The organism is Streptomyces sp. Z423-1 (assembly GCF_013009255.1).
In the GTDB taxonomy this organism is placed as follows: domain Bacteria; phylum Actinomycetota; class Actinomycetes; order Streptomycetales; family Streptomycetaceae; genus Streptomyces; species Streptomyces gossypiisoli.
The window spans coordinates 1,046,082-1,058,722 of the sequence record NZ_CP053109.1; the positions used below are offsets into that span (position 1 = coordinate 1,046,082).

At 71.2% G+C, this 12,641-nt stretch carries 10 protein-coding genes; 6 read left to right on the forward strand and 4 right to left on the reverse strand.

The genetic code is table 11. The features are described 5' to 3' along the window. The first annotated feature begins 4 nt into the window (after positions 1-4). Genes HJD23_RS04890 through HJD23_RS04910 form a run of 5 tightly spaced genes read left to right on the forward strand, consistent with a single transcriptional unit; the run spans position 5 to position 8,200 of the window. A complete protein-coding gene (locus HJD23_RS04890) occupies positions 5-847 on the forward strand; it encodes a carbohydrate ABC transporter permease (protein WP_171113876.1) in 843 nt (280 codons plus the stop codon). Then, positions 844-3,756 (forward strand): glycoside hydrolase family 2 TIM barrel-domain containing protein, encoded by a 2,913-nt coding sequence (locus HJD23_RS04895; RefSeq protein ID WP_171113877.1) that lies wholly within the window; start codon positions 844-846, stop codon positions 3,754-3,756. Before HJD23_RS04890 ends, HJD23_RS04895 begins: the two co-directional genes overlap by 4 nt. Positions 3,757-3,804: 48 nt before the next feature. Then, positions 3,805-5,649 (forward strand): LamG-like jellyroll fold domain-containing protein, encoded by a 1,845-nt coding sequence (locus tag HJD23_RS04900; RefSeq protein ID WP_171113878.1) that lies wholly within the window; start codon positions 3,805-3,807, stop codon positions 5,647-5,649. Positions 5,650-5,667: 18 nt separating this feature from the next. Beyond that, the gene (locus HJD23_RS04905; RefSeq protein ID WP_171113879.1) at positions 5,668-7,335 is read left to right on the forward strand and encodes a PHP domain-containing protein; all 1,668 of its coding nucleotides are present in this window, start codon (positions 5,668-5,670) and stop codon (positions 7,333-7,335) included. Positions 7,336-7,369: 34 nt separating this feature from the next. Next, positions 7,370-8,200 (forward strand): PaaX family transcriptional regulator C-terminal domain-containing protein, encoded by an 831-nt coding sequence (locus HJD23_RS04910; protein ID WP_240980630.1) that lies wholly within the window; start codon positions 7,370-7,372, stop codon positions 8,198-8,200. Here HJD23_RS04910 and HJD23_RS04915 read toward each other — a convergent pair. The 4 genes from HJD23_RS04915 to HJD23_RS04930 are packed head-to-tail and all read right to left on the reverse strand — an operon-like array spanning position 8,191 to position 11,968. Further along, on the reverse strand, positions 8,191-8,646 hold the full coding sequence (locus HJD23_RS04915) for a MaoC family dehydratase (protein ID WP_171113880.1): 456 nt from the start codon (positions 8,644-8,646) through the stop codon (positions 8,191-8,193). The two genes, HJD23_RS04910 and HJD23_RS04915, sit on opposite strands and share 10 nt — an antisense overlap. Positions 8,647-8,660: 14 nt before the next feature. Further along, positions 8,661-10,163 (reverse strand): long-chain fatty acid--CoA ligase, encoded by a 1,503-nt coding sequence (locus HJD23_RS04920; protein ID WP_171113881.1) that lies wholly within the window; start codon positions 10,161-10,163, stop codon positions 8,661-8,663. A 12-nt stretch (positions 10,164-10,175) separates the two neighbouring features. Continuing rightward, entirely contained in the window at positions 10,176-11,051 is an 876-nt protein-coding gene (locus tag HJD23_RS04925; RefSeq protein WP_171113882.1) for an amidohydrolase family protein, read from the reverse strand. After that, positions 11,051-11,968: an SDR family oxidoreductase gene (locus HJD23_RS04930; RefSeq protein ID WP_277347768.1), complete on the reverse strand. Its 918-nt coding sequence runs from the start codon at positions 11,966-11,968 to the stop codon at positions 11,051-11,053. The genes HJD23_RS04925 and HJD23_RS04930 overlap by 1 nt, the downstream gene beginning before the upstream one ends. Positions 11,969-12,086: 118 nt before the next feature. On the opposite strand from HJD23_RS04930, the gene HJD23_RS04935 reads away from it, so the two are divergent. Continuing rightward, the gene (locus HJD23_RS04935; RefSeq protein ID WP_171113883.1) at positions 12,087-12,605 is read left to right on the forward strand and encodes a MarR family transcriptional regulator; all 519 of its coding nucleotides are present in this window, start codon (positions 12,087-12,089) and stop codon (positions 12,603-12,605) included. The last annotated feature ends 36 nt before the right edge of the window (positions 12,606-12,641 follow it).

The window sequence follows — 12,641 nt, forward strand, 5'->3', positions numbered from 1 at the left end:
CACCATGGCATCCACCATCAAGGGCTCCCGGCGCCGGGGCATCGCCCTCCACGCGGTCCTCGTCATCGGCCTGCTGCTGTCGGCCTTCCCGTTCTACTGGGCCGTGATCATGTCGACGCACACGTCGACCGAGATCTTCTCCTACCCGCCGAAGCTGCTGCCCGGCTCGCACTTCGTCGACAACGTCCGCAATCTCTTCGACAGCATCGACTTCTTCGGGTCGATGCTCAACTCGCTGCTGGTCGCCGTCGCGGTGACGGTGCTGGTGCTGTTCTTCGACTCGCTGGCGGCGTTCGTCTTCGCGAAGTTCGAGTTCCCGGGCCGCAAGCTGCTGTTCGCGCTGCTGATGGCCATCTTCATGGTGCCGGCGCAGCTGGCGGCCATCCCCCAGTTCGTGATCATGGCGAAGCTCGGCTGGATCGGTTCCATGACCGCCCTGATCGTCCCGGCGGCGGCCAACGCCTTCGGCATCTTCTGGATGCGCCAGTACATGAAGGGCGCGATCCACGACGAGCTGCTGGACGCCGCGAAGCTGGACGGCGCCGGATTCCTGCGCCAGTACTGGCACGTGGCGCTCCCGGTGGTCCGCCCGGGCCTGGCCTTCCTCGGCATCTTCACGTTCATGGCCCAGTGGAACGACTACGCCTGGCCCCTGATCGCCCTCACCAACCCCGACAACGTGACCCTCCAGGTCGCCCTCTCCCAGCTCAACGGCAACCACGGCACCACCGACTACGGCATGGTGATGACCGGCGCCCTGCTCGCCCTCGTCCCGCTGCTGATCGTCTTCGCGATCGGCGCCCGGCAGATCATCGGCGACCTCGCCAAGAGGGCCGTCCGCGGATGACCGCACCCTTTGCCTGGCTCCGCCCCTGGGAGGCACCCGAGGTGACCTCCTGGGGGCGGCTGCCGATGTGTGCCGTGGACCGGCGTCACCAGGCCGTCTGTCTGGACGGCGAGTGGCGCTTCCAGCTGCTGCCGTCGCCGGAGGCGGCCGTCGGTGACGCCTGGGGATCGTCGTACGTCCCCGGCGCCTGGACCCTCCAGGACCCGGACGACCTGCCGCAGTACACCAACGTGCGAATGCCGTTCCCCGAGTTCCCGCCGCACGCGCCCGCCGCCAACCCCACCGGGGTCTACGAGCGTGCGGTGGACGTGCGGGGCGAGTGGGCCGGGCGGCGGATCGTGCTCCAGGTGGGGGCCGCCGAGAGCGTGCTGCTCGTGCAGGTGGACGGGCGGCCGGTGGGGATCTCCAAGGACTCGCATCTGGCGGCCGAGTTCGATCTCACGGGCGTCGTGCGTCCCGGCTTTCCCGCCGTGGTCCGGCTGACCGTCGTGAAGTGGTCGGACGCCTCGCACATCGAGGACCAGGACCAGTGGTGGCACGGCGGGATCACCCGGTCGGTACTGCTGTACGCCACGGACCCGCTGCATCTGGCGGACGTGACCGTGCGGGCGCGGCGCAGCGGTGAGCTGCGCGTGGACTGCCAGGTGCGCGGTCCGCTTCCCGACGGCTGGTACGTCACCGGTGACCTCGACGGGCAGCTCCTCGCGCAGGACACGGAGTTCGACCGGGCCAACGCCGAGGACGAGCGGGTGTCCGAGTTCCTGGGCGAGGCGCGGCTGCTGGCCAAAGTCCCCGACGTGCGCACCTGGACCGCCGAGACACCGGAGCTGTACGGCCTGACCGTCCGGCTGCACCGCCCCGATGGAACGGTCGCCGACACCTCGTACCACCGCGTCGGCTTCCGTGACGTCGAGATCGTCGGCCGGGACCTGCTGATCAACGGCGAGCGGGTGTTCGTCCGGGGCGTGAACCGGCACGACTTCCATCCGCTGACCGGCCGCACGGTGTCGTACGACGACATGCGCGCGGACCTCGTGCTGCTGAAGCGGTTCGGCTTCAACGCGATCCGCACCGCCCATTACCCCAATGATCCGGCGTTGTACGACCTCGCCGACGAGCTCGGTTTCTACGTCGTCGACGAGGCGGACATCGAGTCCCACGACCACGCCCACGAGATCGCCGACGATCCGCGCTATCTGAACGCCTTCGTGGACCGCGTCTCGCGGATGGTGCTCCGCGACAAGAACCACCCGTCGGTCATCATCTGGTCGCTGGGCAACGAGTCCGACTACGGCGCGAACCACGACGCGGCGGCGGGCTGGGTGCGGCGGCACGATCCGACGCGGCCGGTGCAGTACGAGGGCGCGGCCAAGCGGGGCTGGGCGGATCCGGACGTGGCCTCCGACATCGCCTGCCCGATGTACGCGCCGATCGATGAGTGCGTCGCCCACGCGCTGTCCGGGAAGCAGACGAAACCGCTCATCCAGTGCGAGTACTCGCACGCCATGGGCAACAGCAACGGCACGCTGGCCGACCACTGGGCCGCCATCGAGGCCACCCCGGGTCTTCAGGGCGGCTTCATCTGGGAGTTCTGGGACCACGGCATTCTCCAGCGCGTGAGTGACGGAAGACCGGCCGGGCGCGCGGGCGCCGGGCTGTACGAGCGTGGCGTCGCCGGGCCCGGCCACCGCTGGGCGTACGGCGGCGACTTCGGCGAGGTGCCCCACGACGGCGCCTTCATCGCGGACGGTGTCGTCTTTCCGGACCGGACGCCCAAGCCGGTGCTGTACGAGCACCGGGAGATCGCGGCGCCGGTGCGGCTGGAGTGCCTCCGGCACGAGGGGCCGGTCATCGCCAACCACCAGCACTTCCGGGGCCTGGACTGGCTGACCGGCGAGTGGCAGCTGTCCCTCGCGGACGGCCGGACGCTGACCGCCCCGGCCGAGCTGCCCGAGCTGCGCCCGGGTGAGACGGCGGCGGTGCCGCTGCCGTTCGAGCTGCCGGAGGGCGGGGGCGAGGCCTGGCTGACGCTGAAGGTGATGACCGCGCGGGACGAGCCGTGGGCGCCGCGCGGCACGGTCCTGTGCCTGCCGCAGGTGCGGCTCCGGGCGACTGCCGTGCAGCGGACCCTCCCCGCGCCCGACCGCACCGTCGAGGTCGACGCGGACGGAATGCTGGTCCACCCCCTGCTGATCGCCGCCCCCACGCTGTCGCTGTGGCGGGCGCCCACCGACAACGACGAGCTGGGCGGCATGGCGGACCGCTGGCGGGAGTGGGGTCTCGACGCGCCCGTCCGCAAGCTGGTCGCCGTACGCCGGGCGGGCGCGGGCGTCGGTGTGCTCGCCGAGTACGTCTGTGACGCCGGGGTGGTCCGGCACGAGCAGGTGTTCACGGCCGTCGAGGGCGGGATCCGGGTCGAGGAGTCGGCGGAGCTGCCCGAGGCGCTGAACGACGTGGCCCGGGTCGGGTCGGTGTTCGAGACGGTGGCCGGGCTGAACCTGCTGGAGTGGTTCGGGCAGGGCCCCTGGGAGTCGTACCCGGACCGCAGCGCGGGCGCTCCCGTCGGCCATCACTCCCTCCCCGTCGACGAGCTGTTCACTCCGTATCTGCGGCCGCAGGAGAGCGGTGGCCGGCACGGCGTACGGCGCTTCACGCTGTCCGCGCCGGACGCCACCGGTCTCGCGGTGGAGCTGGGGCGGCCCAGCCAGATCTCCGTCAACCGATACCGTGCCGCGGACCTCGCCGCGGCCGCCCACCACGACGAACTCGTCCCGCGCGCCGGCTGCGTCGTGCACATCGACGCCGCCCACCGCGGCCTGGGCACCGCCTCCTGCGGGCCCGACACCTCACCGGCGTACCTCGTCCCGACCGGCACCCACCGCTGGGGCTGGATCCTGCGCGTTCTCTGAACCCCTCGTTCCCCCTCGTTTCCCCTCGTTTCCCTTTACGGAGCTCCCGTGTGCACTTCGCATGACCACGACCGGGGCGAGGCCCCGCAGGCCGACGCCGGCAGACGCACCTTCCTGCGTGCGACGGCGCTGATCGGCGCCGCCGCCACCGCCGGGGTCGCGCTCCCGGCCACCGCCGCCGAGGCCGCCGGGCAGGGCGGGTGGCGGCCGGATCGGGAGAGCAGGCGCTTCACGTTCGTCGTGATGCCGGACACGCAGTACCTGTTCGACGGGCCCAGCATCGACCCGAAGCCGATCGAGGCCTCGCTGCGCTATCTGCTGGAGCAGGGCCGGGAGGAGAACATCGTCTTCCTGTCCCACCTGGGCGACCTCACCGAGAACGGCACCACGGCCGAGGTCGAGGCGGCGAGCAGGGCGTTCCGGATCCTGGACCGGCACGGCGTCGGGTACAGCGTGCTGGCCGGCAACCACGACGTCCGCTCGTCCACTGACGACCAGCGCGGACCGACGCCGTACCTGGAGGCCTTCGGGCCGGAGCGCTTCGAGCGCAAGCGCACCTTCGGCGGGGCCTCGCCCGACGGCTACAACACCTTCCACCTGTTCGAGGCGGCCGGGCGGGAGTGGCTGGTGCTCTCCCTGGACTGGCGGCTGTCGGCGAAAGGATTCGCCTGGGCGAAGGAGGTCATCGCCCGGCACCCGAAGGCCCCCGTCATCCTCACCACGCACGAACTGGTGTACGGCGACGACGCGCTCTCCTCGTACGGGCAGAAGCTCTGGGACCAGCTGATCAAGGACCACGACCAGATCTTCCTGACCCTGAACGGCCACTTCTGGCCCGCCGCCCGCGCCACCCGCAAGAACGCCGCCGGCAACGACGTACACCTGCACCTGACGAACTACCAGAACCGTTACTACGGCGGTGCGGCGATGATCCGCCTCTACCGGTTCGACCTCGACCGGAACACCATCGACGTGGAGACGATCTCCCCGTGGATCCTGGGCCGGGCCGCCAAGGGGCTCAACGCGCTGGAGCGGCAGGAGATCGAACTGACCGGCCCGGACGACCGGTTCTCCGTGGCGATCGACTTCGGGCGGCGTTTCGCGGGCTTCGCCCCGGTGCCCGCCCGGCCCGCGCGCCCGGCGTCGGAGCTGCTGGTGCGGGGCACGGTCGCGTACTGGCGCTTCGACGGGCACGGCGAGGGCGCGGCCGTCGAGGGCACGGTCCGTGATCTGTCCGGGCGGGGCAACGACCTGACCGTGGTCCGGGTGGGCGACGGCACCCTCACCTGGTCGGCGGACCACCACCCGGACCAGCCGGGGCACGGCAGCCTGCGGTTCCGCGGGGACAAGTCGCCGCTGGTGGGCGCGTATCTGCGCACGGTGGACGGCGCGCCGCTCAACTCGGCGACGTTCGAGCACGGTTACACCGTCGAGGCCTTCTACAAGGTGCCGAGCAGCTGGACCGCGTCCCGCAACGCCTGGGGCGGGCTGGTGAGCCGGACCGGCACGGGCGGTGCCGCGGGCAAGACCGAGGGCGACCCGGAGGAGCCGCTCGCCACGCTGTCGCTGTCCGACGGGCCCGGTTCGCAGTGGGCCGTGCGGCCGGTCAACCAGCAGGGCATCGCCACCAACTGGGGCCACGAGACGGCCCGGGAGACGTGGTGGCATGTCGCGGTCGTCAACGACGGGCGGCACACCACGATGTACGTCGAGGGCTGCCCCGTCGTGCGCAACCCCACCGCCCGCTCGGTCGGGCTCACCTCGCTCGGGCTGCCCTGGCTGCTCGGCGGCTACGAGTACGGGGGCCGGATCGACCAGATCCACAACGGGTGGCTCGGCGACGTCCGGATCGTCGAACGCGCCCTGCCCGTCTCCCAGTTCATGAACCACTGAGACCTCTTGAGGAACGTCATGACCGAGCAGCAGCTGCCCGAGTGGGCCGACCCGTCCGTCCCGCCCGCCGAGCTCGACCCGCAGGGCCTGTCCCGCCGCCAACTCCTCGCCACCGCAGGTCTGTTCGGCACGACCTTCGCCCTGGGGGCCGCCGCCTCCCCCGCGGCCGCCGGTGAACGCCGCCTCGGCGGCAGCGACCCCCGCCTCGCCTACCTCGTCGGCGACCACCACGTCCACACCGTCTACAGCCACGACGCGAAGTACACCTTCTCCCAGCTGGCCAAGGCGGGCGCCACATACGGCCTGGACTGGATGGTGTTCACCGAGCACTCCAACTTCGGTCACGCCGACTTCGGCGCCGCCCTGGAGCACGAGGAGATCCGCAGGGCCCGCGCCGAGAACCCGCGGCGGCTGATCTTCCAGGGGCTGGAGTGGTACATCCCGGCCGCCGAGCACTGCACGGTGTTCACCGCGCCCGGCCCCAACGAGGTCGACCTGCTCACCCGCTTCGAGCGCGCCTACGACGGCAAGCTGCTCGGCTACGACAAGGGCGGCGCCGCCGACGCCGACACCGCCCGCAACGAGCGGCACGCGGTCAGGGCGATCCAGTGGCTGGCCGAGCAGCGCCGCACCGGGTACGTCGACGACGTGCTCGTGCTCGCCAACCACCCGATGCGCCTCGGCATCGACTCCCCGCACGAGATACGCGCCTGGCGGGACGCCGCCCCCGAGGTCATGATCGGCATGGAGGGCGCGCCCGGCGCCCAGGGCGCGGCGATCCCCGGCTGGCGCGGTACCAACTCCATCCGGGGCGAGTACGAGAACAAGCCGTCCGACCAGTCCTGGCCCGGCTACCCGGCGGACGCCTACCTCACCTACGGCGGCTTCGACTGGGCGACCGCGACCGTCGGCGGCCTGTGGGACGCGTTGCTCTCCGAGGGCAGGCTGTTCTCGGTCACCACCAACTCCGACGCCCACCGGATCGTCTTCGACACCTGGAAGAACGGCGACTGGAAGCCGGGCCAGACCTTCGACAGCACCGGCAGGCTCCCCGACCCGGTGAACACGGACACCCCGCAGCCCGGCAGCGACTTCTGGCCCGGCCAGTTCAGCCGCACACACGTCGGCGTCACCCGCTACGGCTACCGCGCGGTGATGGCGGGGATGCGCGCGGGCCGGGTCTGGCTCGACCACGGGCATCTGCTCGACGGCCTGGAGGTCCGCCTCAAGCGCGACCGCGACCACTCCCGGGGCGTCACGCTGGGCGGCCGGCTGCGGGTCCGCAAGGGCGAGCGGCTCACGCTCTACGTCACGGTGACCACCGCCTCCCGCCGCAACCCCGCCGGGATCCTGCCCGAGCCGGCGCACGTCGACGTCATCCGGGGCGCGGTGCGCGGCCCGGCCGCCGACCGGGACAGCTGGCGCGCCCCCGACACCAAGGTCGTGCACTCCCGGGACGTGGGGGGCCGCAAGGGGACGTACACGCTGCGCATTCCGCTCATCGCCGGGGACGAGTCGTTCTACGTCCGGCTGCGCGGCAGCGACGGCAACCGGCACGGCGCCGGATACCTCGGCGCGTCCGTCGACCCGCACGGGCCGATCACCCACGCGCCGGGCGACGGTGACCCGTGGGCGGACACGTGGTTCTACTCGAACCCGATCTTCGTGGACGTGGCAGGGGCCTGATCGCCTCCCCCCACGGGGGCGTACGGTGGGCCGCGTGACCACGGAAGAGTCGCTGCGGCCCCAGTCCCTGATGCTGACGTTCCTGGGCGACCAGGTGCTCGGCCGGGACGTGTGCGTGTACTCGGGCAGCGTCATCGACGTCTTCGCCCGCGCCGGCGTCGGCGAGCAGGCGACGCGCTCGACGCTGACCCGGATGGTGCAGCGCGGTCTGCTGCGCCGCCAGCGTGAGGGCCGCCGGATGTACTTCGGGCTGACCGAGCACTCGGCGGCCGTGCTGCGCGACGGCGAGCGGCGCATCTGGCAGACCGGCGCGGTCAACCGGCAGTGGGACGGCACCTGGACGCTGCTCGGCTTCTCGCTGCCGGAGTCCTGGCAGCGCCAGCGTCACGACCTGCGCTCCAAACTCACCTGGAGCGGTTTCGGCCCGCTGTTCGGCGGGCTGTGGATCGCGCCCGGCGAGGTCGACGTGTCCGAGCTGGTGGCGGAGCTGGGCCTGGCCGCCCATGTGAAGGTGTTCCGGGCGCACGCCGACGTCGGCACGGACATCGCCGCGATGATCGAGGAGACCTGGGAGCTGACCGAACTGGCGGCGCGCTACGAGGCGTTCGTACGGCGCTGGCAGCCGTGGGAGACGGAACTGCCGGATGCGGACGACGCGCTCGCGCTGCGGCTGCTGTTGCAGGCCGAGTGGCTGCGGCTGATCCGGCGCGATCCCCGGCTGCCGGTCGTGCATCTGCCGGACGACTGGCCCGCGGAGGGAGCCGAGAAGACGTTCCGGAGGGTGCACGAGCGGCTCACCCCGCTCGCGGACGCCTCGGCGGAACGCCTGCTCGACCTCGTGCCGGTCCGCCCCGATCAGGCGTAGAACCGCGACAGGCTGTGCAGCACGGCGGCGGGCTTGGCACCGCCCTCGATCTCGATCGTGCCGTCGACGGTGATCTGCACCCCGCCCGGCACCTCCTCGACCTCCGCCAGCTTGCCCACCAGCCGGATCCGCGACCCGACCTTCACCGGGGCCGGGAAGCGCACCTTGTTCAGGCCGTAGTTGACCTTGGTGGTGACGCCCTGGACGTCGAGCAGCTCGGTGAACAGCGGGATGAAGAGGGAGAGGGTGAGGTAGCCGTGGGCGATGGGGGCGCCGAAGGGGCCGTCCTTGGCGCGCTCGGGGTCCACGTGGATCCACTGGTGGTCGCCGGTCGCGTCGGCGAAGGTGTCGATCCGCTCCTGGGTGACCTCGATCCACTCGCTGGTGCCCAGGTCGCTGCCCGCGAGCTTCTTCAGTTCGTCGAGGCCGTTGACGGTGATGCTCATGTAGCTGTCCTTCACTAGGAGTTGCCGTAGGCCTTGCGGACCCGGGACTTCAGGAGCTTTCCGGAGGCGGTGCGCGGCAGTTCGTCCGCGATCACCACGGACTTGGGGATCTTGTACTTGGCGAGGCGTCCGGCCAGGGAGGCCAGCACCTCGTCGGCGTCCAGGGCGGCGCCCTCGCGCGGGACGACCACCGCGCGCGGCACCTCCCCCCACTTGTCGTCCGGTACGCCGATCACCGCGCACTCGACGATGTCCGGGTGGGTGAGGAGCTGGTCCTCGATCTCGGCGGGGTAGATGTTCTCCCCGCCGGAGATGATCATGTCCTTGATGCGGTCGACGATGAACACGTAACCGTCCTCGTCGACCTGGGCGGCGTCGCCGCTGCGGAACCAGCCGTCGGCGAAGCACGCGGCCGTCTCCTCGGGCAGCCCCCAGTAGCCGGGCATGACATGCGGCCCGCGCACCACGACCTCCCCCACCTCGCCGACGTCCACCGGCGCGAGGTCGGGCCGTACCACCCGTACGTCACTGAAGAAGTGCGGCACCCCGGCCGAACCGGCCTTGCTGACCGCGTGCTCGGCGTCGAGGAAGAGCGTCCCGGGCGCGGCCTCGGTCATGCCGTAGCCCTGGAGGAAGGTCAGGCCGCGCTTCTGGTACGCCGCGATCAGCGGGGTCGGGACCGGGGAGCCGCCGCAGGTCAGGATCCGCAGGGAGGACAGGTCGGCGTCCGGCCAGCGCGGGTGCCGGGCCACCTGGTCGAACATCGTCGGCACCCCGAACATGAAGGTGATCCGGTGCCGTTCGATCAGGTCGAAGGTGGCCGCCGGATCGAAGGCCTCGACCAGCACGCAGGTGCCCCCCTTGAGCAGCACCGGCAGCGTCAGCATGTTCAGCCCGGCGGTGTGGAACAACGGGGCGGAGACCAGGGCGCGTTCGTCGGCGATCAGGTCGGTGTCGACCAGGACGTTGAGCGCGTTCCAGGTCAGGTTGCCGTGGGTGAGCATCGCGCCCTTGGGGCGGCCGGTCGTCCCCGAGGTGTACATGATGATGCAGGTGTCGTCGGCGCCCACCGGTTCGTCGATCGGGTCCTCGCACGCCTCCGCGATCGCGGCCTCGTACTCGGGGCCCACCTCGACGTACGCGCGTACGTCCGTGCTGCCGGGCAGCCCGGCGACGAGCCCGGCGTAGGAGGGACCGTAGACCAGCGCCTTGGCCCCGGAGTCGGCGAGCTGGTAGGCGATCTCGGGGCCGGCGAGGCGGATGTTGAGCGGGACGAAGACCGCGCCGAGCGTGCCCGCCGCGAACAGCGTCTCCAGGTAGGAGGGGTGGTTCGGACCGAGGTAGGCGATCCGGTCGCCGCGCCGCACACCCCGGGCGCGCAGGGCGTGGGCGAGGCGGGTGGTGCGGTGGTACAGGGTGCGGTAGTCGGTCGACTGCTCGCCGTGGATCAGGGCGGTGCGGTGGGGTGTCTTGCGGGCCCGGCGTGCGGGCCATGACCCCAGTCCCTCGTTGCGCATCGGCGCGCCCCTTTACGGTTTCGTCAGCCCGAGCAGGCGGGCGGCGTTCTCCTTGAGGATCTTCGGCCTGACCTCGTCCTTGATCGACAGCTTGGCGAAGTCGGCGAGCCAGCGGTCGGGGGTGAGGACGGGGAAGTCGGAGCCGAAGAGGACCTTGTCCTTCAGCAGCGTGTTGGCGTACTGCACCAGCTGCGGCGGGAAGTACTTCGGCGACCAGCCGGACAGGTCGATGTGCACGCCCGGCTTGTGCGTGGCGACGGCCAGGGCCTCGTCCTGCCAGGGGAAGGACGGGTGCGCCAGGATGATCTTCAGATGCGGGAAGTCGGCGGCCACGTCGTCGACGTGCAGCGGGTTCGAGTACTTCAGCCGGATCCCGCCCCCGCCGGGCACGCCCGCGCCGATGCCGGTCTGGCCGGTGTGGAACAGGGCGATCGTGCCGGTCTCCTCGATGACCTCGTACAACTCGTACGCCACCGAGCGGTCGTTGGGGAAGAAGCCCTGGATGCTGGGGTGGAACTTGAAGCCCTTCACGCCGTACTCCTCGACCAGGCGCCGGGCCTGCCGCACGCCCGCCCTCCCCCGGAAGGGGTCGACGGAGGCGAAGGGGATGAGGACGTCCGCGTTGGCGGCGGCGGCCTCGGCGACCTCCTCGTTGGGGACGGGCGGGGTGCCGGTGGCGGATTCGGCGTCGACCGTGAAGATCACGGCGGCCATCTTCCGCTCGCGGTAGTACTGGGCGGTCTCCTCCAGGGTCGGCTTCCGCTTGCCCTCGACCTTGAAGTAGGCCGAGGAGGCGTCGTGCAGGTCGTCGTCCAGGGAGGAGTGGCCCTTGGAGGACACCTCCGCGTGGGTGTGGACGTCGATCGCGACCAGCTCGTCCAGGTCCATCACGCCTCCGGGAACGTGGGCGCCGGAATGCCGACCGACTGGAGTTCGGCGCCGACCGAGGTGGGCCAGGCGTCGGCCAGGGTGCCGGGGGTCCAGCCGCCGTCGGCGTACGCCGTCCTGATCTCCTGCGGATGCGACCAGAGTGCCACCTTGTCGCCGCCGATGCCGATGCACTGACCGGTCACCCCGCGGGCGGCCTCGGAGGCGAGGAAGGGGACGAGGGCCGCGCAGTCCTCGGGGGTGCCGAAGCCCTCGCCCTTGCGCAGGAAGTCCGGCAGCGGCTCGCCGTTCCGCATCGCCTCGACGTACGGGGCGAAGGCGGGGATGGTCTCGGTCATCGCGGTCGCGGCGACCGGCACGATCGCGTTGACGGTGATGTTGGCCCGGCCCAGCTCCATCGACCAGGTACGGGCCATGGCGGCGATGCCGGCCTTGGCGGCGGCGTAGTTGGTCTGCCCGAAGTTGCCGCGCTGCCCGGCCGGGGAGCCGACCAGGATCAGGCTGCCGCCCTCGCCCTGCTCGCGCATCCGGACGGCGGCGGCGCGGGCGCAGGTGAACGTGCCCTTCAGGTGCGTGGTGAGCACGGCGTCGAAGTCGTCGTCGGTCATCTTCCACAGCACCTTGTCGCGCAGGATGCCCGCGTTGGTGACCAGGACGTCGAGCCGGCCGAACTCCTCGACCGCGCGGTTGACGAGCCGGTCCGCCGCCTCGGACGTACCGACCGGGACCACCTCGGCCACGGCGGTGCCGCCCGTCTCGGTGATGGACTTCACGGCCTGCTCGGCCACGGCCTCGTCGATGTCGTTGACGACCACGCGGGCGCCGTGGGCGGCCAGGGCGTGCGCGTAGGCGAGGCCGAGGCCCCGGCCACTGCCGGTGACGACGGCGACCTTGCCGGTCAGATCGATGCTGGGCACGGGTGGGTGGTCCCTTCACACGGGTTCGACTTCGAGTCGTATGGGGGTGCGACTTCGAGATCGAAGCTATGAGCAATAATTGTTGGCGTCAATAGTTGTTGTGACTCACAGGTGCGAGATGCTGGAATCTCCAGGACGCACCGAGCACAGGGAGCCAGCCATCACACGCCAGAACGTCACCCCGAAGCCCATCGACGCGGACGAGCCGTGGATGCGAGGGCTGCATGCCGACACGGGCTACCTGCTGTACCGACTGGGCCTGCGCTCGGGGCAGCTCTTCAACGCCTTCCTCCAGGAGTCGGGGCTGCGCCTGCGCCACTACGCGGTGCTGCGTTTCCTCGCCACCTCCGAAGGCGTCCTCCAGCGCGACCTGAGCGCCCGGCTCGGCTACGACCCCAGCGCGATCGTGGGCCTGGTCGACGACCTGGAGAAGCTGGGCTTCGCGGAGCGCCGCCCCGCGCCCGACGACCGCCGCAGCCGGATCGTCGTCCTCACCGAGGACGGCCGCGCCTTTCTGCGCGACACCGACGAGGCGGGCCTGCGGGTGACCAACGAGCTGCTGGACCCGCTGGACGCGGCCGAACGGGAGACGCTGCACGCGCTGCTGCTGCGGATCGCGGAGGACGGACTCAGCTGATGTTGCGCAAATGATTGACGGCCGCACGGGCGATGC